The organism is Cellulomonas sp. NPDC058312, assembly GCF_042880135.1.
Taxonomy (GTDB): Bacteria; Actinomycetota; Actinomycetes; order Actinomycetales; family Cellulomonadaceae; genus Cellulomonas.
Genome location: NZ_JBHVZE010000002.1, coordinates 605,769 through 627,406 on the forward strand (window position 1 = coordinate 605,769; position 21,638 = coordinate 627,406).

Sequence of the window (21,638 nt, forward strand, 5' to 3'; positions counted from 1 at the left end):
CACCCGGTGGGACGGCCGGCCCCGCGTCGGTCAGTAGCCGTAGGAGGTGCCCGTGTAGCCGTCGACGAACGCGGGCACGAAGGCGGAGCCGAACGCGGCGAGCAGGCCCAGCGTGGTCACCGCGGTCGCGACGGCCCCCAGCACGATGCCCGCGACCGCGAGCCCGCGGTTGTCGGCCTCGCCCCGGGCCGCCGCCCTGCGGGCCAGCACTCCGAGGATGATCGCCGGGATCCCCGTGGCGAGCCCGCACACGAACAGCCCGACGAGGCCCAGGACGAGCGACCACACGGCGAGCCCGTTCTTCGGGTAGCCGAGGACGGGGGCGTACGGCTGCGCGCCCCAGGCCGGGTAGCCCGGCGCCGGGGGGCCGGCGGCGTAGGGCGCGCCGGCGTAGCCGCCGGGCTGCTGCGGGTAGGCGGACGGCGGGCCGTACGGCGACGGCTGCGGGTAGCCCGACGGCTGGCCGTCCTGGCCGTACTGGTCGTACGGCGCGGGCTGGCCGTACGGCGACGGCTGCCCGTACCCGGGCTGCTGCTGGCCGTAGGGCGCGGGCTGGCCGTACGGCGACGGCTGCTCGGAGGGCGTCGGCCGGCCGTACCCGGGCTGCTGCTGGCCGTACGGCGACGTCGGGGTCGGATCCTGCGCGGGGTGGGACGCGTCCGAGGGCTGGTCGGGCGTGCTCATGCGGTGGCCTCCTGCGGGACGCGTCGACGCACGGTGCGCCGATCGCATCCTAGGGACGCGACCGGAGCGGCCGGGCCACCTACGTCCAGGACCACTCAGACGGGCTGCTGCGGGTCGACGAGGTACCCGATCACCGCGAGCACCCCCAGCACCACGCTGACGACGCACCCCACGATCCCCAGCGTGAGGCCCGCGGTGCCGAGCCCGCCGTTGGTCGCCTCACCGCGCTGCGCGGCCCGCCGGGACTGCACCCCCGTGACGATCGCCCCGGCCCCGAACAGCAGTCCGTACCCGCACAGCACCAGCGCGACCACGCCGAGCACCAGCGACCACACGCCGAGGCTGTTCTTGACCCCGGTGTGCACGGGCCAGGTCCCGTACCCCTGCGCAGGGTGGCCCGGCGACCACGGCTGCGGTCCGGTGGGGTGGGCGACCGGCGAGGCGACGGGTGACGGGGCGGGGTACCCGGACCACGCGCTCGCCGCCGGCCCGGTGTACGGCGGCAGCGCCGACGTCACCGGCCCCGCGGGCCCGGCCGGCAGCGGCGCGGGCTCCCAGGACGACGCCGCCGACGCGGTCGGGTGCGGGTGGTCCGGCTGGTCGGGCGTGGTCACGGCTCCCCCTTGCGGCTGCGGCCGGCGCGGCGCGCGCCGACGGCAGCGTAGGGAGTCCCGTGGTGGCGTCGTGGGCGAACGCCCGGCGTTCACCCGTCCGCGCGGGCTCCCGGGCGCGCCGCCGCGGCCTCAGGGCGCGAGCAGGCCCGCCCAGGCCGGGACGTTCCGGGCGACGCTGTAGAGGAGGACGACCGCCGTCGCGACGATCGCGACCCGCGCCGACGGCGCCCGAGCCGGTCGCCCGGTCCGGAGCGCCCGGACCAGCCACCGCGCCCAGAGCGCCGCGAGGACCGGGACGACCAGCACCCACAGCGGGTTCATCGACCAGGCGCCGGCGAGGTCACCGACCAGCAGGTCGTGCGTGGCCCGCAGGCCCCCGCAGCCCGCGCAGTACGCGCCGGTCAGCGCGTACAGCGGGCAGACGCCCCAGCTGCCCTGTCCGTGCGGGTCGCGCAGCACGAGCCCGAGCGCGACGACGGCCGCCCCGCCCGCGACCACCAGCGGCCCGCGCGCGGCACGGAGCCGGGCGCGGGTCGACGGGGCGTCGGGTGGAGCGGCCGTGCGCACCTGTCAGTACGTGGTGTCGAACGACGTGGCCAGCGCGCCGGTCGCCGCCAGGATGATGACGAGGATGATGGCGAGGACCTGGAGGCCGGTCACGACCCAGGACACGATGTAGCCGGCGTTGGCCAGCGAGCCGTTGTTGGCCTCGCCGCGGGCGACGGCCTGCTTGGCCTTCGAGCCGACGATGATGCCGGGGATGCTGGTGAAGATCGAGCAGACGAAGAACCCGACGAGGCCGAGCACCAGCGACCAGACGCCGAGGTTGTTCTTCGCGGGCGAGCCGTAGCCGCCGCCGTACGGCTGGCCGTAGGCCGGGGCCTGACCGTAGGCCGGGGCCTGGCCGTAGTCGCCGCCCGCGGGCTGGCCGTAGCCGCCGGCCGGCTGGCCGCCGGTGTACTGGCCGTACTGCGGGATACCGCTCTGGTCGCCCGAGCCGGACTGGTCGCCCGAGCCCTCGGGGCTGGAGTAGGGGTCCTGCGGCTGGTTCGGGGTCGACATGGCGGCTCCTCGTGGTTCGTGTGCGTCGGTTGCGGCGTCCACCCTGGTCGGGAGGCTGCGGGCCCTAGGTCTACCGGAGCCGGGGCCCGACGTCCACCCGACGTCCGCCGGGGCGCCGGTCAGTGACCGCCGCGCGCCTTCGCCTTGGCGATCGTGTGCGCGCCGCCCTGGCCGTAGCCGAGCACCTGCATGACCTTGCCGACGACGACGCCGAGCAGGGCGACCGCGAGGCCGGCCCAGAACACCGCCATGACCCCGAAGACCAGGCCGAGCGCGGCGGCCGTGGAGCCGATGAGCACGATGATCGTGGTCGCCCAGGCGGCGCTGGTGTGGCCGTGGTTCGTCGGCGGCGCCTGCGGAGGCAGGCGCAGCGTCTCCGAGCGTGGGGACTGCTGAGCGCCCTGGGGACGGAGCGACTGCTCGACCATCGTGGAACACCTTTCATGACGGGGTGTCGTCACCCTAGCCGACGACTCAGGTCGGGTCGTCCCCGCGGGTCAGCGCGTCCCACGCGCCGCGCTCGTCGACGGGCAGGTCGTCGGCTGCTCCCGCGGTCCCGGCACCCGCGGCGGAGGTCCCGCCGACCGGTCGGCCCGACGTCGGGCCGGTGGTCCGGTCCACGCGCTCGTGCCGGTCGGAGGGTGCCGCCCACGCCCGGGACGCGCGGACCAGCGCCACCGCCTGGAGGACCACCAGGACGCCCAGCGCCGCCGTGACCAGCGGCCACACCGCGACCGTGACGGGGTCGGCGACCCGCGGCACCCCGGTCACGTCCGCGGCCGCGCGCTCGGCCGTGACCGTCGCGGCGGACCGGGCGGCGAGGGCGGACGCCGTGACCAGGACCCCGGCGGCGGCCACGACCGCGCCGACGACCCACCGACCGACCCGCCCGACGAGCCCGAGCGCGGCAGCGGCGGCGAGCAGCACCAGCGCCGCCGCGACCACCCCCGGGGCGGCGGCGGTCCCGCGGACGGTGACGGCGAACTCCTCGCCCAGGGCGTTCGACCCCGTCGCGGACACCCACACCGGCAGCGCGGTCAGCGCGACGACCCCCGACAGCAGCAGCAGCGCCAGCACCCAGCGGCCGCGCCCCGCGCCGCGACGGACGTCGGACGGCGCGGTCACGCGGACCCCGCCGGTCGCAGCCGCGCGGCGATCTGCACGGCCCGCACCGCCGCGGCCGCCTTGTCCCGGGACTCCTGGTACTCGGTCGCGGGCACCGAGTCCGCGACGATGCCCGCACCCGCCTGGACGCTCGCGCGCCCGTCGCGGATCAGCGCCGTGCGGATCGCGATCGCCATGTCCATGTCCCCGGCGAGGTCGAAGTACCCGACCGTGCCGCCGTAGATCCCGCGCCGCGCCGGCTCGATCTCGTCGATCAGGGCGATCGCGCGCGGCTTCGGCGCACCGGAGAGGGTGCCCGCCGGGAACGTCGCGGTGAGGGCCGCCAGCGCGGTCGCCCCGGCGCGGAGCCGTCCGACGACGGTCGAGCAGATGTGCATGATGTGGCTGAACCGCCGGACCGCCATGAACTCGACGACCTCGACCGTCGCGGGCTCGCACACCTTGACCAGGTCGTTGCGGGCCAGGTCCACCAGCATGAGGTGCTCGGCCCGCTCCTTGGGGTCGGCGATCAGCTCGTCGTGCAGCTCACGGTCCCGCTCCGGGGTGGCGCCGCGCGGCCGGGAGCCGGCGATCGGGAACGTCGTGACGTGCCCCGCCGTGACCTTGACCAGCGTCTCGGGGCTCGACCCCACGACGGCGAAGTCGTGCCCGTCGGCGTCCTGGAGCTGCAGGTAGTACATGTACGGGCTGGGGTTGATGGTCCGCAGCACCCGGTAGACGTCCAGCGGGTCGGCCGGGCAGTCGAGGTCGAGCCGCTGCGACAGGACGACCTGGAACACCTCGCCGTCCCGGATCGCCTCCTTGCCGGTGGCGACGGCCTGCTCGTACTCGGCGGCGGTCGACCGGAACTCGAGCTCGGGCACCGGGGCGTCGACCAGGCGCGCCGCGGCGGGGGCGGCCGGCCGCAGGAGGGCGTCCTGCATCGCGTCGAGCCGCGCGACCGCGTCGGCGTGCGCCTCGTCGACGCGCTCGTCGGAGCCGTCGAAGTTGATCGCGTTCGCGACCAGCCACACGGAGCCGTCGTGGTGGTCGGTCACCGCGAGGTCGCTCGCCAGGCACAGCGTCATCTCGGGGACGCCCAGCTCCTCGGGCGCTGCGGCGGGCAGGGTCGGCTCCCAGTGCCGGACCACGTCCCAGCCGAGGGCGCCGACCAGTCCCCCGGTCAGGGGCGGCAGACCCGGCACGGCGGGCGTGCGCAGCACCTCGAGGGTCTCCCCCAGCACCGCCAGCGGGTCACCCTCGGTCGGCACGCCCGCGGGCACGTCGCCGGTCCAGACCGCGTGGCCGTCCCGCACCGTCAGCGTCGCGCGCGAGCGCACCCCGACGAACGACCACCGCGACCACCGGCCGTCCTGCTCCGCGGACTCCAGGACGAACGTGCCCGGCCGGCCCGCGGCGAGGGTGCGGTAGAGGCCGACCGGCGTCGTGTCGTCGGCCAGCAGGCGGCGCACCACGGGGATCACCCGACGGTCGGCGGCGAGCGCGCGGAACTCCGGCAGGGCGGGCCAGGTCGTGCCCCAGGGCACGTCGACCGGCGTGGCGTCCGCCGGCGCCGTGGCGTCCACGGGCGATGCGGCGGTCACGCGGTCGGCCCGGTGCTGCCCGCGACGGGCGCGTCGGCGGGACGCTCGCCGACGACGGCGCGCAGCGAGCCGCCGGTCTCGAAGCAGGTGCGCGCGCCGGTGTGGCAGGCCGCGCCGACCTGGTCCACGCGGACGAGCAGCGCGTCGCCGTCGCAGTCGAGCTCGACGGACTTCACGTACTGCGCGTGCCCGGAGGTGTCGCCCTTGCGCCAGTACTCCTGGCGGGACCGGCTCCAGAACGTCACCCGGCCGCCCGTGAGGGTGCGGTGCAGGGCCTCGTCGTCCATCCAGCCGAGCATGAGGACCTCGCCGGTGTCGTGCTGCTGCACGATCGCCGCGACCAGACCCGCGGGGTCGCGGCTCAGTCGCGCCGCGACCGCCGGGTCGAGGCCGCTGGTGGTGCCGCTGGGGCCGGGGCTCTGCTGCTCGCTCACGTGCCCGATCCTCCCACGACCCGTGCTCGGGTCACCGGGTCTGGGACACCCACGCGTCGTGCATCGACGCGTAGACGCCGCCGGCGCCGACCAGCTCGTCGTGCGGGCCGAGCTCGACGACGTGCCCGGCGTCGACCACCACGACCAGGTCCGCGGCCTCGGCGGTGGAGAGCCGGTGCGCGATGGTGATGGTGCTGCGGCCGTCGGTGAGCGAGTCCAGCGCCCGCGCGATCCGCACCTCCGTGGCCGGGTCGACGGCGGACGTCGCCTCGTCGAGGACCAGCAGGTCGGCGTCCGCGAGGTAGGCGCGGGTCAGCGCGACCAGCTGCCGCTCCCCTGCGGACAGCGCCTCGCCGCGCTGGCCGACGGGGGTGGCGAGGCCGGACGGCAGCTCCGCGAGCCAGTCGGACAGGCCCAGGGCGTCGACCGCCGCCCGCAGCTGCGGCTCCGCCTCCGAGACCGAGGGGGTGACCCCGTCGGCGGTGCGCAGCCCGTAGACGAGGTTCTCCGCGAGCGTCGCGTCGAACAGGAAGCCCTCCTGCGGCACCATGACCACGCGCCGCCGCAGGTCCTCGGTGCGGACCGTGCGCAGGTCCGTCCCGTCGAGCAGCACGGCGCCGCGGGTGGGGTCCATCAGGCGGGTGACGAGCTTGGCGATCGTCGTCTTGCCGGACCCGGTCGCCCCGACCACGGCGACCGAGCGGCCGGCGGGCAGCCGCAGGTCGACCTCGTGCAGCACGGGCGGGCCGCCCGGGTACGCGAACCCGACGCCGCGCAGCTCGACGGCCGCGGGCCCGCGCTGCGACGGGACGCCGCGCTCCCCCGGGTCGGCGACCTGGACCGGGGTGTCGATGATGCCGAGCACGCGGCGCCAGCCGGCGACGGCGTTCTGCAGCTCGTTCAGCACCTCGGTCGCCTGCTGGACCGGGCCGGTGAACAGCTGGACGAGGAACAGGAACGCGAGCAGCTTCCCGACCGACAGGTCCCCGGCGACGCCGAGCGCGCTGCCCGCCACGACGACGACGGCGAGCACCAGGTTCGCGACCAGGACCCCCGACGAGAACACCAGGGCGACGGTGTTCTGGGCGTGCACCATCGCGTCGCGGGTCGCGCCGACCCGGTCGTCGATCGTGCGCTGCACGCGGCGCTGCACGCCGTACGCCCGGATGGTCTCGGCGCCGACCACGGCCTCGGACACCGCGCCGAGCATCGCGCCGACCCGCTCCCGCACCCGGGTGTAGGCGACGTTGACCCGGCGCTGCAGCGGGCGCAGCGCGAGGACCAGCGGCCCGAAGCACAACCAGACGAGCAGGGTCAGCTGCCAGGAGTAGACGGCCATCAGCACCGTCGCGACCAGCACCTGGAGCGTCGAGACGAGCAGCATGATGCCGCCCCACTGGACGAACAGGGAGATGGTGTCGACGTCGGACGTGACCCGCGAGACGAGGGACCCGCGGCGCTCGGTGTTCTGCGTCAGCACCGACAGGTCGTGCACGTGCCGGAACGCCCGGACGCGCAGCTGGGCGAGCCCCGCCTCGCTCGCCCGGAACAGCCGGACGTTCACCAGCGCCGAGCACAGGCCGCCCGCGACCAGGGCCAGGGCCGCCGCGACCACCAGCGTCACGACCCGCTGCACGTCGGGGCCGCCGCCGGCGAGCACGCCGGTGTCCATGACCTGCTGCACCGCGATCGGCACCACGACCTTGCCCGCGGCCGCCAGCACGGCGAGCAGCAGCGTGACCCACAGGCCCTGCACGAGCTGCGGCGACACCTGCACGCCGCGGCGCAGGGTCGCCAGGACGCCCAGCGGCTCCCCGCCCCCGCCGAGGCCGGTCCGGTCCTGCGCGCTCATCGGGCTCCCTCGGCATCCAGCTCGTCGGCGTCGGCGAGGTCCGCCGCCGCCTGCTCCTCGGCCGCGGCGTCGGCACGCACCGCCGCGCGCCGCTCGGACTCCTGCTCGTACGCCGTCGCGAGCGCGCGGTAGCCCGGGTCGCGGGTCAGCAGCTCGGCGTGCGTGCCGTGGTCGACGACGCGGCCGCCCTCGACGTGCACGACCTCGTCCGCGAGCAGCACCGACGACATGCGGTACGCGACCAGCAGCACAGTCGGCCCGGTCCCGCCGACGCCCGCGTGCTCGCGGAGCCCGGTGAGGATGCCCTGCTCGACACGCGGGTCCACGGCGGACGTGGCGTCGTCCAGGACGAGCAGCCGCGGCCGGCGGACCAGCGCGCGGGCGATCGCGAGCCGCTGCCGCTGCCCGCCCGACAGGTTGGAGCCGCGCTCGCCCAGCGGCGAGTCGAGCCCGCCGGGCAGGTCCCGGACCACGCCGTCGACCCGGGCCAGGCGCAGGGCCGCCCAGACCGCGTCGTCGTCGGGCGCGGCGGGGTCGTCCGCGTCGGCGAGGGTGACGTTGCCGCGCACGGTGTCCTCGAAGACGAAGGTCTGCTGCCCGACGAGCACCACCTGGTCGGTCAGGTCGTCCGGGTCCAGCGCGCGGACGTCGGTGCCGTCGACCGCGACGGTGCCGCTGGTCGGGTCGGTCAGGCGCGGCACGAGCGAGACCAGCGTGGTCTTGCCCGCACCGGTGGGGCCCACCACCGCCACCACGCGGCCCGGGGCCACGTCCAGGTCGACGTCGCGCAGCAGGTCGACGGGGCCCTCCGGACCGGGGACCCGGACGCCCACGCCGGACAGCCGCAGCGCGGCACCACCCGGTCGGCGGGCCAGCGGCGTACGGCCCGGGACCAGCTCGCCCTCGGCGTCGACGACCCGGGCGACCCGCTCGTGGCCGACCAGCCCGCGCGGGAGCTCCCCGAGCACCCAGCCGAACGCCCGCACGGGCACGGCCATCAGCGTGAGCAGGTACGCGGCGGCCACGATGTCGCCGGTGCCGACGGCACCCGCCCGGACGCGCAGCACGCCCACGAGCAGCACCAGCAGCGTGCCGATGCTCGGCAGCATGTCGATCACCGGGTCGAAGTACGCGCGCACGACGCCGACCCGCACGTTCGCGTCCCGGAGCTGCGCGGTGCGCTCGGCGAACCGCCGCTCCTCGCGCGCCTCGGTGCCGAGCGACTTGACCAGCAGCGCCGCCTCGAAGCTCTCGTGGGCGATGTCGGCGACCTCCGCGCGCAGTTGCTGCGCCCGCGTCGCCGCCGGGGACATCCGGCGCTGGAACACCAGGTTCGCGACCACGGCGACGGGCAGCACCACGAGCGCGGCGAGCGCCAGCCACACGTCCGTGGCCAGCAGCGCGACGGCCGCCACCCCGATCATGACGACGACGCCGAGCGCGAACGGCAGGGGGTTGAACACCCCGGTCGCCGCCTCGACGTCGGAGGACGCGTTCGACAGCAGCTGACCCGTGGGGTGCCGGCGGTGCCAGGTCATCGGCAGCCGCAGGTACTGCCGGGTGACCGTGCGGCGGTGCATCGCCTGCTGGTCCGCGACGCCCATGCCGGCGAAGATGCGCCGGCCCGCGACGGACGCGGCGAGCGACAGCGCCACGAGCGCCAGCACGGCCCCCGCGACCCAGATCCGGCCGCGTGCGTCGGGGTCCCCGCCGATCGCGGGGACGACGACCGAGTCGGTCGCCCAGCCCAGGACGCGGCTGACCGCGACGGTGAGGGCGCCGAACACCGCGGAGGTGCTGATGGCCAGCACGTACGTCCGCGGCTGGGACGCGATGCCCCGGACGATCAGCTGCACCGACCGTCGCGGCACCGATCCGGTGAGCATCGCCGGACGGGGCGTGGTGGAGCGCGCGGGCACGGCGCTGCCTCTCGTGAGGAGGGGTGGGGACGCCGTCGATCCTCTCACGCACCTCCGACACGAGCCGGGCGGGAACGCCGACGGGCCGGCCACCCGCAGGTGACCGGCCCGTCGGACCGCGGACCGGGCGTGCGCCCGGCCCGGTCGGCTCAGTTGCCGGTGAGCTTCTCGCGGAGCGCGGCCAGGGCCTCGTCCGACGCGAGCGTGCCGGTCGCCTCCTGGGCCGGGGCCGAGGAGTACGAGGAGCTGGACGACGCAGCCGAGGAGGACGACGACGAGCTGGACGACGAGGCGCCCTCGCCGTTCGCGGCCTCCGCGTCGGCCTGGACCGCGTCCAGGACCTGCTTGCGGTGCGCCTCCCAGCGCTCGTGCGCCTTGGCGTACTGGCCCTCCCAGACCTCACGCTGCGCCTCGAAGCCCTCGAGCCACTCGTTGGTGGCCGGGTCGAAGCCCTCGGGGTACTTGTAGTTCCCCTCCTCGTCGTACTCGGCCGCCATGCCGTACAGCGCGGGGTCGAAGTCCTCGGAGGTCGGGTCGAAGCCCTCGTTCGCCTGCTTCAGCGACAGCGAGATGCGGCGACGCTCGAGGTCGATGTCGATGACCTTGACGAAGACGTCGTCGCCGACCTGGACGACCTGCTCCGGGATCTCGACGTGGCGCACGGCCAGCTCCGAGATGTGCACCAGACCCTCGATGCCGTCCTCGACGCGCACGAACGCACCGAACGGGACGAGCTTGGTGACCTTGCCGGGGACGACCTGGCCGATGGCGTGCGTCCGGGCGAAGGCCTGCCACGGGTCCTCCTGCGTCGCCTTCAGCGACAGGGAGACGCGCTCGCGGTCGAAGTCGACGTCGAGGACCTCGACGGTGACCTCCTGGCCGACCTCGACGACCTCGGACGGGTGGTCGATGTGCTTCCAGGACAGCTCGGAGACGTGCACGAGGCCGTCCACGCCGCCCAGGTCGACGAACGCACCGAAGTTGACGATCGAGGACACGACACCGGGGCGGACCTGGCCCTTCTGCAGCGTCTGCAGGAAGGTCGAGCGGACCTCGGACTGCGTCTGCTCGAGCCAGGCACGGCGCGACAGGACCACGTTGTTGCGGTTCTTGTCGAGCTCGATGATCTTCGCCTCGATCTCCTTGCCGACGTACGGCTGGAGGTCGCGGACACGACGCATCTCCACGAGGGAGGCCGGGAGGAACCCGCGGAGGCCGATGTCGAGGATGAGGCCACCCTTGACCACCTCGATGACGGTGCCGGTGACGACGCCGTCCTCCTCCTTGATCTTCTCGATCGTGCCCCAGGCGCGCTCGTACTGGGCGCGCTTCTTCGACAGGATCAGCCGGCCTTCCTTGTCCTCCTTCTGGAGGACGAGGGCCTCGACCTCGTCACCGACCTTGACGACCTCGCCCGGGTCCACGTCGTGCTTGATGGACAGCTCGCGGGACGGGATGACGCCCTCGGTCTTGTAGCCGATGTCGAGCAGGACCTCGTCGCGGTCGACCTTGACGATGGTGCCCTCGACGATGTCGCCGTCGTTGAAGTACTTGATCGTGGCGTCGACGGCGGCGAGGAAGTCCTCGGCCGAGCCGATGTCGTTGATCGCGACCTGCGGGGTGCCGGGCTTGGCGGGGGTGGAGATGCTCATGTAGGGATGGGCTCCGATGCGGACAGAACGTCGTAAGGACAGGATGGTGGTGCGGGTCGGCCCGTGCGCGCACGGGCATGACGGCACCGCCGAATACCTTACCGGCCGTGACGACAGCCGGTCAAAGGCATCAGGCGGTGCCGCGGCGGTTCAGACGGCGCGCGGGGTCACGCGAGGGCGCGGGCGACGCCCAGGAGGTCCGCCGGGACCTTCTTGACCTTGCCGGCGATCTCCGGCAGCGGCACCAGGACGACCTCCTCGCCGCGCAGCGCGGTCATGACGTCGGTCTCGCCGCGGCTGATCGCGTCGATCGCCGCCACGCCGAACCGGCTGCCGAGGATCCGGTCGGCCGGCACCGGGCTGCCGCCGCGCTGGACGTGGCCCAGCACGGTCACGCGGGTGTCGAACCCGGTGCGCTTCTCGATCTCCGCCTTGACCCGCTCGCCGATCGCACCGGCGACGATCTCGCCGAACTGCCCGACCGGGGCCTCGTAGGACATCGACGTGCCCTCGGCCGGGACCGCGCCCTCGGCGACCACGACGATCGAGAAGTTCGCGTGCGCGCGGTGGCGGTGCTTGAGGAACTTGATGACCTTGTCGATGTCGAACGGCTCCTCGGGGGCCAGGACGACCTCGGCGCCGCCGGCGATGCCCGCGGTGACCGCGATCCAGCCGGCGTGCCGCCCCATGACCTCGACGATCATGACGCGGTTGTGCGACTCGGCGGTGGTGTGCACGCGGTCCAGGGCCTCGGTCGCGATCTCCACCGCGGTGTCGAAGCCGATCGAGCGGTCCGTGCCCCACACGTCGTTGTCGATCGTCTTCGGGATCGCGACGATCTTGACGCCCGCCTCGGCGACCTTCGACGCAGCGTGCAGCGTGCCGTCGCCGCCGATGCAGATCAGCGCCTCGATGCGCTCCGCCTCCAGGGTCGCCAGCACCGCGTCCAGGCCGCCGTCGGCCGCGTGCGGGTGGAAGCGGGCGGTGCCGAGCAGCGTGCCGCCGACCGGCAGCACGTTGCGGATGTGGCTGCGGCTCAGCGGGACGATGTCGCCGTCCACCACGCCCCGCCAGCCGTTGCGGAACCCGATGATCGAGTGCCCGTACTCCCCCTCACCGCGCTTGACCACGGCCCGGATCGCCGCGTTCAGACCGGGGACGTCGCCTCCACCGGTCAGCAGTCCGACTCGCACGCTGGGGTCTCCTTCGCATCAGGGGGTCCGCCCGCGGCACCGCGTGGCGTGCGACCAGGCTATCCGTGCGTGGCGCCGGGTCGGTGAGCCCGAGGTCCCGGGCGATTCGTCCCGGCGGTCAGGCGGGACCTGCGGCGGTCGCCGGATACCGTCGTGACCGTGACCTCCGACGACAGCGCGCGCCTGGCCGCGGCCGGCTACCTCGACGTCCCCGCCGCCGCCACCGACGGCGCCGGGCGGCGCTGGTGGGACGCCAACGCCGCCGAGTACCTGGACGAGCACGGCGCGTTCCTCGGGGACGACGACTTCCTCTGGTGCCCGGAGGGGCTGCGCGAGTCGGACGCGCACCTGCTCGGCGACGTCGCGGGCCGCCGGGTGCTGGAGGTCGGGTCGGGCGCCGCGCAGTGCTCGCGCTGGCTCGCCGCGCAGGGTGCGCTGGCCGTCGCGACCGACGTGTCGGCCGGCATGCTCGACGCCGCCGCGGCCGTGGACCGGCGGGCGCCCGACGGCGGACCCGTCGCCGGCCGCCGCGCTCCCGTCCCGCTCGTCCAGGCCGACGCGCGGGCGCTGCCGTTCCCCGACGCGTCGTTCGACCTCGCGTTCACGGCGTACGGGGCGATCCCGTTCGTGCCCGACGCCCGGCGGGTCCACGCCGAGGCCGCACGGGTGCTGCGGCCCGGCGGCCGGTGGGTCTGCTCCGTCACCCACCCGGTGCGCTGGGCGTTCCCCGACGACCCCGGCGAGCGCGGGCTGACCGCCGACCGGTCCTACTTCGACCGGCGCCCGTACGTCGAGACCGACGAGCACGGTCAGGTGCTGTACGCGGAGTACCACCGCACCCTGGGCGACCACGTCGCGGACGTCGTCGGGGCCGGGCTCGTCCTCGACGCGGTCGTCGAGCCCGCCTGGCCCGACGACCACGACCGCACCTGGGGCGGTTGGAGCCCCCTGCGAGGACGGCACATCCCGGGGACGGCGATCTTCGTCGCCCACCGGCCCGCGTAGCCCGGGGCCCGCGGGGTCGGCGGAGCGCCGGGGCGGGTCAGTGGCCGGCGGCGTGCCAGCTCTCGCCGACACCGACCGAGACGTCCAGCGGCACCGACAGCTCGTACGCGCTGCCCATCTGGTCCCGCACCAGCGCCTCGACCGCGTCCCGCTCGCCCGGGGCGACCTCGAGCACGAGCTCGTCGTGCACCTGGAGCAGCAGCCGCGAGTCCAGCCCCTGGGCGTCGAGCTCGCGCTGCACGCCGAGCATGGCGAGCTTGATGATGTCCGCCGCGCTGCCCTGGATCGGGGCGTTCAGGGCCATCCGCTCGGCCGCCTCCCGGCGGATCCGGTTGTCGCTGGTGAGGTCCGGCAGGTAGCGCCGACGACCGAGGATCGTGGCGGTGTACCCGGTCGCGCGAGCCTCGTCGGCCACGCCCGTCAGGTAGTCCCGCACGCCGCCGAACCGCGAGAAGTAGTCGCGCATCAGGGTGTCGGCCTCGCCCACGGCGATCTTCAGCTGCTGCGACAGGCCGTACGAGGACAGCCCGTACGCCAGGCCGTAGCTCATCGCCTTGATCTTGGACCGCTGCGCGCTGGTGACCTCGTCGGTCGCGACGCCGAACACGCGCGACCCGACGTACGAGTGCAGGTCCTCCCCGGCCGTGAACGCCTCGATCAGACCGGCGTCGCCCGACAGGTGGGCCATGATCCGCATCTCGATCTGCGAGTAGTCGGCCGTGAGCAGCGTCTCGAAGCCCGGGCCGACCACGAACGCCCGGCGGATCTGCCGCCCGGCCTCGGTGCGGATCGGGATGTTCTGCAGGTTCGGGTCGGTGGACGACAGCCGGCCCGTCGCGGCGATGGTCTGCTGGAACGTCGTGTGGATCCGGCCGTCGGCCCCGACCGAGCGCAGCAGGCCCTCGACGGTCTGCCGGAGCCGGATCGCGTCGCGGTGGGCGAGCAGGTGCTCGAGGAACGGGTGCCCGGTGCGGGCGAACAGGTCCGCCAGCGCGTTGGCGTCGGTCGTGTACCCGGTCTTGATCTTCTTGGTCTTCGGCATCTCGAGCTGGTCGAACAGCACCTCCTGGAGCTGCTTCGGCGAGCCGAGGTTCACCTCCCGCCCGATCACCTCGTACGCCTGCGCGGCCGCCTGCTGCACCGCGGTGTCGTACTCCTTCTCGAGCGCCGCGAGGTACTCGACGTCGGCGGCGATGCCGGTGTGCTCGACCCGCTCCAGGACGCCCTCGAGCGGCAGCTCGACGTCGCGCAGCAGGTGGTCGGCGCCGCGCTCGACGAGCTGCCCCTCGAGCACGTCCACCAGGTCGACGACGGCCGCGGCGCGCACGGCGGCGCGGGTGCCCTCGCCGGAGCCCTCGAGGTCGAGGTCGAGCGCGCCCTGCCCGCTGGTGTCCTCGACGGCGCCGAGCTCGCGCCGCAGGTACCCGATCGCCAGGTCGGCCAGGTCGTAGCCGCGCCGGTCGGGCTGGAGCAGGTACGCCCCGAGCTCGGTGTCGAACTCCACGCCGGCGAGCTCCAGGCCGCGTCCGGTGAGGGCGTGCCAGGCCTCCTTCGCGGCGTGCAGCACCTTCGGCTGGGCGGGGTCGGCGAGCCAGGCCGCGAGCGCGGCCTCGTCGGCCGGGTGGATCTGCGCGAGGTCGTACGCGACGGCCTCGCCCGCGGCGACCAGCGCGATCCCCCAGGCGTCACCGGTACCCGGTGCGGCGGAGCCCTGGACGTCGACGCCGGTGCGGACGCCCGCGTGCCGGCCCAGCCAGTCCGCCAGGCCGCCGTCGACCGGCGTCACGACCACGGGGCCCTCGGCCGCCTCGGCCACGTCGCCCGCGCCGCCGTCCTCGTCGGGCAGCATCGCGAACAGCCGGTCGCGCAGGGTGCGGAACTCCAGCTCGTCGAGGATGGTGTGCAGCGCCTCGCGGTCCCACGGGCGCGCGGCCAGGTCCGCCGGGCCGAGCGGCAGCTCGAGGTCGTCCAGCAGCCGGTTGAGCTGCCGGTTCAGCAGCACCTGGTCGAGGTGCGCGCGCAGCGACTCCCCCGCCTTGCCCGGGATCTGGTCGACCGCGGCGACGACGCCCTCGAGGCCGTCGTAGGCGTTGACCCACTTGGCGGCCGTCTTCGGGCCGACGCCGGGCACGCCGGGCAGGTTGTCGGAGCTCTCCCCGACCAGGGCCGCGATGTCGGGGTAGCGGGCCGGCGGCACGCCGTACTTGGCCTGGACCGCCTCGGGGGTCATCCGCGCGAGCTCGGAGACGCCCTTGACCGGGTAGAGCACGGTGACGCGCTCGTTCACCAGCTGCAGGGAGTCGCGGTCGCCGGAGCAGACCAGGACGTCCATCCCCGCCGCCGCGCCCTGGCGCGCCAGCGTCGCGAGGATGTCGTCGGCCTCGTAGTGCGGCTTGTCGAGCACCGGCAGGTGCATGGTCGCCAGCACCCGCTTGATCACGTCGACCTGCCCGCGGAACGGCTCGGGCGAGGCCTCGCGGTTCGCCTTGTACTCCGTGTACTGCTCGGTGCGGAACGTGGTGCGGCCGGCGTCGAACGCGACGGCGACGTGCGTGGGCGTCTCGTCCCGCAGCAGGTTCGCGAGCATCGACACGAAGCCGAACACCGCGTTGGTGGGCTGACCCGTCGAGGTGGCGAACTTGTCGACCGGGAGGGCGAAGAACGCCCGGTAGGCCATCGAGTGGCCGTCGACCAGGAGGAGCCGCCCGCCCGCGACCGGCGCGGGCTGCTGTGCGGTCTCCGGCGCTGCGGCCGGTGCGGCGAGAGCCCCCTCGGCGGGTGCGTCGGCAGGCAGGTGTCGCGTCACGTCAGTCACGGGTGCCAACCTATCGGGCATGACCGACACCGACGCGCTCGCGCTGACCCCCGCCCCCGGCACGCTGATGGCACGCATGGGCATCACGCTCCAGGAGGTGTCCGCCGACCGCGCCGTGGGCACCATGCCCGTCGAGGGCAACGTGCAGCCGTACGGGCTGCTGCACGGCGGCGCCTCCGCGGTACTCGCCGAGACGCTCGGCTCCTACGCCGCGAACCTGCACGCCGGGCCGGGCCGCCAGGCGGTCGGCATCGAGCTGAGCTGCACGCACCACCGCTCCGCGACCGCGGGCCTGGTCACCGGGACCGCGACGGCCGTGCACCTCGGCGGCCGGGTCGCGACCTACGACGTGGTGGTCGAGGACCCGCGCGGTCGCCGGATCTGCTCGGCGCGATTGACCTGCATGCTGATCGAGGCCCGCGAGGGCTGAGCCGCCTCGACGGTGGACGCCGCCGCCGCGGTGCGCCCCGCGCGGGCGCGCCGGCGGCGGGCGATCAGGTCGTCGAGCCCGGCGCGCGCCGGACGGCGGCCGCCGGACCCCTGGCCCGGGGCGTCCGCGACGAGCTTGCGCTGCAGCGCCTCCGTGCTCACCACGCGGTGCGCCGCGGCCGGCGCGAAGCCCAGGCGCGCGAGGAACCGCAGCATCCCCCGGGCCCCCGGCAGCGGGACGGCCAGCACGTCGGAGGCACCCACCCGCTTCGCCTCCTCGACCACACCGCCGAGGAGGGCGTGGCCGACCCCGCGGCGGCGGGCGCCGTCCGCGACGTAGACGGCCTCGATGGAGACGGTCACCTCGTCCGTGAACAGGCTGGGGCCGACGATCCGCGCGAGGACCAGGCCGCACAGCTCGTCGTCGAGCAGGCCCACGAGCCCGAGGGCGCCGGGCTCCGCCACGAGCGCGCCGATCTGGTGCCGGAGACGGTCGGCGTCGTCCGTGCAGAGCTGCGACCCCACCAGCGACTCCGCGCGGGCGGCGAGGCTGAGCGAGACGAGGACGTCGAGGTCCTCCGGACGGGCGGGACGGACGGCGACGGGCGAGCGCACGGTTCGACGACCTCCAGACGATCTCGGACGAGAGCGACGACGCCGGCGTCGTCACCTGCCTGCTGCGCCCCCCGCGGCATCGCCCGATCATGACCTACGGGCGGTGCTCCTGCCTAGTGGCGGCGGCGATCCGGGCCACGGCGGCCGAGGTCAGGGGCCCGTGGCGTGGCGGGCGTCACCCCTCCGGGTGAACGTTGCTCCGTCCGGGGGGCGCGGGGCGCCGACCCGTGCGACCCTCCCCCATGGCGCAGGACAGGCCGCCCGCAACGACGCGAATGCCTCGAACACGCTCGTCATGAGCCGGAAACACGCCGCCCCTACTGTCTCGCCCACTCGCCGGTGGCAGAACCGCCGCGAGCCGTGCTGCCGTCAACTGCCGACCACGACCGGACGGAGGACCAGGTGCGCCGAGCCGCTACCAGGGACCGTTCCACCGCCGCAGCGCCTCTCGCGCTCGGCGTGCTCCTCCTCTCGCTCCTGCTGACCCTCGCCGTCCCGGGCACCGCCCGGGCGGCCGCAGCCGCCGGGTGCGTCGCCGACGCCGCCACCGGCTGCATCAACGGGACGATCCGCACCGCCGACCAGCAACCCGCCGTCGGTGTCGTCCTCGACGTCGACGGCCCCGGTGGCGCCACGCAGGCGACCACCGACGCCGAGGGCCGTTGGACGGCCCCGGTCACCGAGGCCGGTGAGTACACGGTCACGCTGGACACCACCACGCTGCCCGCCGGGGAGACGCTCCGCGACCCCGCGGGGAACCCGCGCACCGTGTCCGTGGCCCTCGGGTCGTCGGCCGGCGCCCTGTTCCCGCTCGGCGAGCCCGCCGGCGGCTCGGGCGGGTCCGGGGGCTCGGCGACCACCGACCCCGACGACGCGGGCACCGCACCCGCGGGCGACGCCGAGGTGGGCGCGCCGGTCGGCAGCTCCGACACGGGGTCGTTCTCCTGGGGACGGCTCGCGCAGCAGGCCAGCAGCGGCCTCGTGTTCGGCGTGCTGCTCGCGCTCGCCGCCGTCGGCCTGTCGCTCATCTACGGCACCACCGGCCTGTCGAACTTCGCGCACGGCGAGCAGGTCACGCTCGGCGCGATCGTCGCGTACGTCGCCGCGCAGTCGCTCGACCTGCCGCTGATCGTCGCGGGTGTGCTCGCCGTCGTCGTCGGCGCCGCGTCCGGCTGGCTGCAGGACGCCGGCATCTGGCACCCGCTGCGCAAGCGCCGCGTGGGCACGACCCAGCAGATGATCGTCACGATCGGCCTGTCGATGGCGCTGCAGTACACGTACCAGTTCTTCTTCGGCGGCGGTGCGCTGCGGATCGTCACGACCAACCCGACGATGGTCACGCTCGGCCCGGTCCGGATCAGCACCACCTCGCTGTGGTCGCTGCTGATCGCGGTCGCGGTGCTCGCCGCCGTCGCGTACTTCCTGCTCGGCACCCGCGTCGGCCGCGCCACCCGCGCCGTGTCGGACAACCCGGCGCTCGCCGCGGCGTCCGGCATCTCCGTCGACCGGATCGTGCGGCTCGTGTGGGTCCTGGGCGCGGCGCTGGCCGCGCTCGGCGGCGTGCTGATGGGCCTCTACCTCAACGCCACCTCGTGGAACATGGGCGGCGCGCTGCTCCTGCTGATGTTCGCCGCGGTGACCCTCGGCGGGCTCGGCCAGGCGTTCGGCGCCCTGGCCGGCTCGATCGTCATCGGCCTGGTCGTCGAGATGTCGAACCTCGTCATCCCGAGCGACATGCGCTACGCCGGCGCCCTGCTCATCCTCATCCTCGTCCTGCTGCTGCGGCCCCAGGGCATCCTCGGTCGCGCCGAGCGGATCGGCTAAGGAGCTGACATGGACTGGTCCCGCATCCTCGTCAACGTGGCGGGCGAGATCTTCGCCCCGACGACCGCCGCGTACGCCCTGGCCGCCATCGGCCTCAACGTGCACTTCGGTCTCACCGGACTGCTCAACATGGGTCAGGCCGGCTTCATGCTGCTCGGCGCGTACGGCTTCGCGATCTCGACGATCGCCGGCTGGCCGCTGTGGGCGGCCGTGCTCGTCGCGCTCGCCTGCGCCGCCGTGTTCGGCCTGCTGCTCGGCATCCCGACCCTGAAGCTGCGCGGCGACTACCTGGCGATCGTCACGATCGCCGCCGCCGAGATCGTCCGCCTCATCGGCCGGTCGACCGCCCTGACCGACCTGACCGGTGCGTCGTCCGGTCTGCGCGGCAACTCCTACAAGGACACGTTCCAGGGCGCGTCGCCGTTCGCGGACGGCAACCTGGCCCTCGGCCCGTTCGAGTACTCGATGAACGCGTCCAACTCCTGGTGGATCCGCATCGTCGGCTGGGCGCTGGTCGCCCTCGCGTGCCTGCTGGTCTGGCTCCTGATCCGCAGCCCCTGGGGGCGCGTGCTCAAGGGCATCCGGGAGGACGAGGACGCCGTCCGCTCGCTCGGCAAGAACGTGTACTCGTACAAGATGCAGTCGCTCGTCCTCGGCGGGGTGATCGGCGCGATGGCCGGCATCATCTACGTGCTCCCCCGGGCGGTGCAGCCCGACTCGATGGGCCGCCCCATGACGTTCTTCGTCTGGACGATCCTGCTGCTCGGCGGCGCCGCCACGGTGTTCGGACCCGTCCTGGGGTCGATCATCTTCTGGGTCTCGCTCATGCTGATCAAGTCGGTGATGCGCGTGGGCGTCCCCTCGTCGGTCATGCGCACCGAGCAGATCGAGCAGTTCGGCTGGATCATCGTCGGCGTCACGCTGATGCTGCTGGTGATCTTCCGACCTCAAGGCATCCTCGGCGACAAGAAGGAGCTGGCGATCGATGTCCGCTGAGACCCCCCGGGGCCACGTGCCCCCGCACGTCCCGCACGCCACGACCGCCAGCGGCCGGGACCGCGTCGTCGCCGACCTCGCGCACGTCGCCCGCACGCCGGGCGTGCCGAAGCCCGACGCGATCGTCGTCGCCGACCAGGTCACCCGGCACTTCGGCGGCATGACCGCCGTCGACGTCGACCACCTCGAGGTGCAGCGCGGCGCGATCACCGCGCTGATCGGCCCGAACGGCGCCGGCAAGACCACCCTGTTCAACCTGCTCACCGGGTTCGACCGGCCCAGCACCGGGACCTGGTCGTTCGAGGGCCGGTCGCTGTCCGGGGTGTCCGCGGCGAAGGTCGCGCGGTCCGGCATGGTCCGCACGTTCCAGCTCACCAAGGCGCTCTCGCGCATGACGGTGATCGAGAACATGCTGCTCGGCGCCTCCCAGCAGTCCGGCGAGAACCTCCTCACGGCCCTCGTCCCGCCGCTGTGGCGGGCGCGGGAGAAGGAGATCACCGCGCAGGCCGAGGAGCTGCTGGCCCGGTTCAAGCTCGACACCAAGCGCGACGAGTACGCCGGCAGCCTGTCCGGCGGGCAGCGCAAGCTCCTCGAGATGGCCCGGGCGCTGATGAGCAAGCCCACGATGGTCATGCTCGACGAGCCGATGGCCGGCGTGAACCCGGCGCTCACCCAGTCGCTGCTCGGCCACATCCAGGCGCTGCGCGAGGACGGCACCACGGTGCTGTTCGTCGAGCACGACATGCACATGGTCCGGCACATCTCCGACTGGGTCGTGGTCATGGCCGAGGGGAAGATCGTCGCCGAGGGCCCGCCCGAGGACGTGATGGCCGACCAGGCCGTCATCGACGCCTACCTCGGGGCGCACCACGACACCGACCTGGGCGACGACGCGCTGCTCGAGGACGGCATCCAGCAGCTCGAGGCCGAGGAGGCCGCGAACCTCGCCGCCGCCGCCGAGAAGAAGGAGGGCACCCGATGAGCAGCACCGCCGTGCAGGGGTCCGACCCCTCGACCGTCCACCGGGGCGCACCCGCGGGCGAGCCGCTGCTCGCCGCGACCGACCTGGTCGCCGGGTACGTGCCGGGCGTCAACATCCTCAACGACTGCAACCTGGTCGTGCACCCGGGCGAGCTCGTCGGGATCATCGGCCCGAACGGCGCCGGGAAGTCCACGCTGCTCAAGGCCCTGTTCGGGCTGGTGACGATCCGCTCCGGGTCCGTGGTGCTGAAGGGCGAGGAGATCACGAACCACCGCGCCGACTCGCTCGTGCGGCGCGGCGTGGGGTTCGTCCCGCAGACGAACAACGTGTTCCCGTCGCTGTCCATCCAGGAGAACCTCGAGATGGGCCTGTTCCAGGCCCCGAAGCGGTTCACCGAGCGGTTCGACTTCATCGTCGACCTGTTCCCGGTGCTCGGTGAGCGGCGCAAGCAGCGCGCCGGGTCGCTGTCCGGCGGCGAGCGGCAGATGGTCGCGATGGCCCGGGCGCTGATGATGGACCCGTCGGTGCTGCTGCTCGACGAGCCGTCCGCGGGCCTGTCCCCCGTCCGGCAGGACGAGACGTTCATCCGCACCCGGAAGATCAACAAGGCCGGGGTCTCGATCGTCATCGTCGAGCAGAACGCCCGCCGCTGCCTGCAGATCTGCGACCGGGCGTACGTGCTCGACCAGGGGTCCAACGCGTACTCCGGCCCGGGACGCGAGCTGATGAACGACCCCAAGGTGATCGAGCTCTACCTCGGCACGCTCGCCACCGACGTCGAGGCGGCGCACGGCAAGCACGCCGACCCGGCGGCACCGCCGGCCTGAGTCCGGCACGCACCGCGACCGCGCCCA

The 21,638-nt window shown here is 74.3% G+C and carries 20 protein-coding genes; 6 read left to right on the forward strand and 14 right to left on the reverse strand.

Annotated features, from left to right (window positions below; translation table 11 throughout):
• Nucleotides 1–30: 30 nt before the first annotated feature.
• From ACFVXN_RS07290 to ACFVXN_RS07345, 12 genes are all read right to left on the reverse strand, one after another.
• Nucleotides 31–684 (reverse strand): DUF4190 domain-containing protein, encoded by a 654-nt coding sequence (locus ACFVXN_RS07290; RefSeq protein ID WP_389229551.1) that lies wholly within the window; start codon nt 682–684, stop codon nt 31–33.
• Between the two features lie 95 nt (nt 685–779).
• Nucleotides 780–1,298, reverse strand: a complete 519-nt coding sequence (locus ACFVXN_RS07295; RefSeq protein ID WP_389229554.1) for a hypothetical protein — start codon at nt 1,296–1,298, stop codon at nt 780–782.
• A 129-nt stretch (nt 1,299–1,427) separates the two neighbouring features.
• On the reverse strand, nt 1,428–1,865 hold the full coding sequence (locus ACFVXN_RS07300; protein ID WP_389229557.1) for a DUF2752 domain-containing protein: 438 nt from the start codon (nt 1,863–1,865) through the stop codon (nt 1,428–1,430).
• Nucleotides 1,866–1,868: 3 nt separating this feature from the next.
• Nucleotides 1,869–2,360 carry a DUF4190 domain-containing protein gene (locus ACFVXN_RS07305; protein WP_389229560.1) on the reverse strand — a complete coding sequence of 164 codons (492 nt, stop codon included), beginning with the start codon at nt 2,358–2,360 and terminating at the stop codon, nt 1,869–1,871.
• A 119-nt stretch (nt 2,361–2,479) separates the two neighbouring features.
• Nucleotides 2,480–2,788: an HGxxPAAW family protein gene (locus ACFVXN_RS07310; RefSeq protein ID WP_389229563.1), complete on the reverse strand. Its 309-nt coding sequence runs from the start codon at nt 2,786–2,788 to the stop codon at nt 2,480–2,482.
• Between the two features lie 46 nt (nt 2,789–2,834).
• A complete protein-coding gene (locus ACFVXN_RS07315; RefSeq protein ID WP_389229566.1) occupies nt 2,835–3,485 on the reverse strand; it encodes a Trp biosynthesis-associated membrane protein in 651 nt (216 codons plus the stop codon).
• Complete coding sequence (locus ACFVXN_RS07320) at nt 3,482–5,068, reverse strand: anthranilate synthase component I (RefSeq protein ID WP_389229569.1); 1,587 nt, start codon at nt 5,066–5,068, stop codon at nt 3,482–3,484. The genes ACFVXN_RS07315 and ACFVXN_RS07320 overlap by 4 nt, the downstream gene beginning before the upstream one ends.
• Nucleotides 5,065–5,502 carry a phosphoribosyl-AMP cyclohydrolase gene (hisI, locus tag ACFVXN_RS07325; protein WP_389229572.1) on the reverse strand — a complete coding sequence of 146 codons (438 nt, stop codon included), beginning with the start codon at nt 5,500–5,502 and terminating at the stop codon, nt 5,065–5,067. Before hisI ends, ACFVXN_RS07320 begins: the two co-directional genes overlap by 4 nt.
• A gap of 31 nt (nt 5,503–5,533) precedes the next feature.
• On the reverse strand, nt 5,534–7,354 hold the full coding sequence (locus ACFVXN_RS07330) for an ABC transporter ATP-binding protein (RefSeq protein WP_389229575.1): 1,821 nt from the start codon (nt 7,352–7,354) through the stop codon (nt 5,534–5,536).
• The gene (locus ACFVXN_RS07335; protein WP_389230521.1) at nt 7,351–9,240 is read right to left on the reverse strand and encodes an ABC transporter ATP-binding protein; all 1,890 of its coding nucleotides are present in this window, start codon (nt 9,238–9,240) and stop codon (nt 7,351–7,353) included. Before ACFVXN_RS07335 ends, ACFVXN_RS07330 begins: the two co-directional genes overlap by 4 nt.
• A 182-nt stretch (nt 9,241–9,422) precedes the next feature.
• Nucleotides 9,423–10,925, reverse strand: a complete 1,503-nt coding sequence (gene rpsA, locus ACFVXN_RS07340) for a 30S ribosomal protein S1 (protein WP_389229578.1) — start codon at nt 10,923–10,925, stop codon at nt 9,423–9,425.
• A 167-nt stretch (nt 10,926–11,092) separates the two neighbouring features.
• Complete coding sequence (locus tag ACFVXN_RS07345) at nt 11,093–12,118, reverse strand: 6-phosphofructokinase (RefSeq protein WP_389229581.1); 1,026 nt, start codon at nt 12,116–12,118, stop codon at nt 11,093–11,095.
• Nucleotides 12,119–12,277: 159 nt separating this feature from the next.
• Here ACFVXN_RS07345 and ACFVXN_RS07350 point away from each other — a divergent pair, with 159 nt between their 5' ends.
• The gene (locus ACFVXN_RS07350) at nt 12,278–13,123 is read left to right on the forward strand and encodes a class I SAM-dependent methyltransferase (RefSeq protein ID WP_389229584.1); all 846 of its coding nucleotides are present in this window, start codon (nt 12,278–12,280) and stop codon (nt 13,121–13,123) included.
• 37 nt (nt 13,124–13,160) lie between these two features.
• On the opposite strand, the gene polA is transcribed toward ACFVXN_RS07350, so the two are convergent.
• Entirely contained in the window at nt 13,161–15,800 is a 2,640-nt protein-coding gene (polA, locus tag ACFVXN_RS07355) for a DNA polymerase I (RefSeq protein ID WP_389230524.1), read from the reverse strand.
• 157 nt (nt 15,801–15,957) lie between these two features.
• Between polA and ACFVXN_RS07360 the strand changes: the two genes are divergently transcribed.
• Nucleotides 15,958–16,368, forward strand: a complete 411-nt coding sequence (locus tag ACFVXN_RS07360) for a PaaI family thioesterase (protein WP_389229587.1) — start codon at nt 15,958–15,960, stop codon at nt 16,366–16,368.
• Here ACFVXN_RS07360 and ACFVXN_RS07365 read toward each other — a convergent pair.
• Nucleotides 16,281–16,982: a GNAT family N-acetyltransferase gene (locus tag ACFVXN_RS07365; protein ID WP_389229590.1), complete on the reverse strand. Its 702-nt coding sequence runs from the start codon at nt 16,980–16,982 to the stop codon at nt 16,281–16,283. The genes ACFVXN_RS07360 and ACFVXN_RS07365 overlap by 88 nt on opposite strands.
• Before the next feature lie 459 nt (nt 16,983–17,441).
• Between ACFVXN_RS07365 and ACFVXN_RS07370 the strand changes: the two genes are divergently transcribed.
• From ACFVXN_RS07370 to ACFVXN_RS07385, 4 genes are read left to right on the forward strand one after another with little or no spacing between them, the layout of a single operon-like run.
• Complete coding sequence (locus tag ACFVXN_RS07370) at nt 17,442–18,806, forward strand: branched-chain amino acid ABC transporter permease (protein ID WP_389229593.1); 1,365 nt, start codon at nt 17,442–17,444, stop codon at nt 18,804–18,806.
• A 9-nt stretch (nt 18,807–18,815) separates the two neighbouring features.
• A complete protein-coding gene (locus ACFVXN_RS07375; protein ID WP_389229596.1) occupies nt 18,816–19,802 on the forward strand; it encodes a branched-chain amino acid ABC transporter permease in 987 nt (328 codons plus the stop codon).
• Nucleotides 19,792–20,784: an ABC transporter ATP-binding protein gene (locus ACFVXN_RS07380; protein WP_389229599.1), complete on the forward strand. Its 993-nt coding sequence runs from the start codon at nt 19,792–19,794 to the stop codon at nt 20,782–20,784. The genes ACFVXN_RS07375 and ACFVXN_RS07380 overlap by 11 nt, the downstream gene beginning before the upstream one ends.
• Entirely contained in the window at nt 20,781–21,611 is an 831-nt protein-coding gene (locus ACFVXN_RS07385) for an ABC transporter ATP-binding protein (protein ID WP_389229602.1), read from the forward strand. The genes ACFVXN_RS07380 and ACFVXN_RS07385 overlap by 4 nt, the downstream gene beginning before the upstream one ends.
• Nucleotides 21,612–21,638 lie beyond the last annotated feature (27 nt).

Bases quoted from the DNA above. Each gene is read 5' to 3' on its own strand.
- ACFVXN_RS07330 (WP_389229575.1), bottom strand. From the start codon at position 7,354: ATGAGCGCGCAGGACCGGACCGGCCTCGGCGGGGGCGGGGAGCCGCTG.
- ACFVXN_RS07375 (WP_389229596.1), top strand. From the start codon at position 18,816: ATGGACTGGTCCCGCATCCTCGTCAACGTGGCGGGCGAGATCTTCGCC.
- ACFVXN_RS07305 (WP_389229560.1), bottom strand. From the start codon at position 2,360: ATGTCGACCCCGAACCAGCCGCAGGACCCCTACTCCAGCCCCGAGGGC.
- ACFVXN_RS07360 (WP_389229587.1), top strand. From the start codon at position 15,958: ATGACCGACACCGACGCGCTCGCGCTGACCCCCGCCCCCGGCACGCTG.
- ACFVXN_RS07335 (WP_389230521.1), bottom strand. From the start codon at position 9,240: ATGCTCACCGGATCGGTGCCGCGACGGTCGGTGCAGCTGATCGTCCGG.
- ACFVXN_RS07385 (WP_389229602.1), top strand. From the start codon at position 20,781: ATGAGCAGCACCGCCGTGCAGGGGTCCGACCCCTCGACCGTCCACCGG.
- polA (WP_389230524.1), bottom strand. From the start codon at position 15,800: ATGGCCTACCGGGCGTTCTTCGCCCTCCCGGTCGACAAGTTCGCCACC.
- ACFVXN_RS07310 (WP_389229563.1), bottom strand. From the start codon at position 2,788: ATGGTCGAGCAGTCGCTCCGTCCCCAGGGCGCTCAGCAGTCCCCACGC.
- rpsA (WP_389229578.1), bottom strand. From the start codon at position 10,925: ATGAGCATCTCCACCCCCGCCAAGCCCGGCACCCCGCAGGTCGCGATC.
- ACFVXN_RS07290 (WP_389229551.1), bottom strand. From the start codon at position 684: ATGAGCACGCCCGACCAGCCCTCGGACGCGTCCCACCCCGCGCAGGAT.
- ACFVXN_RS07380 (WP_389229599.1), top strand. From the start codon at position 19,792: ATGTCCGCTGAGACCCCCCGGGGCCACGTGCCCCCGCACGTCCCGCAC.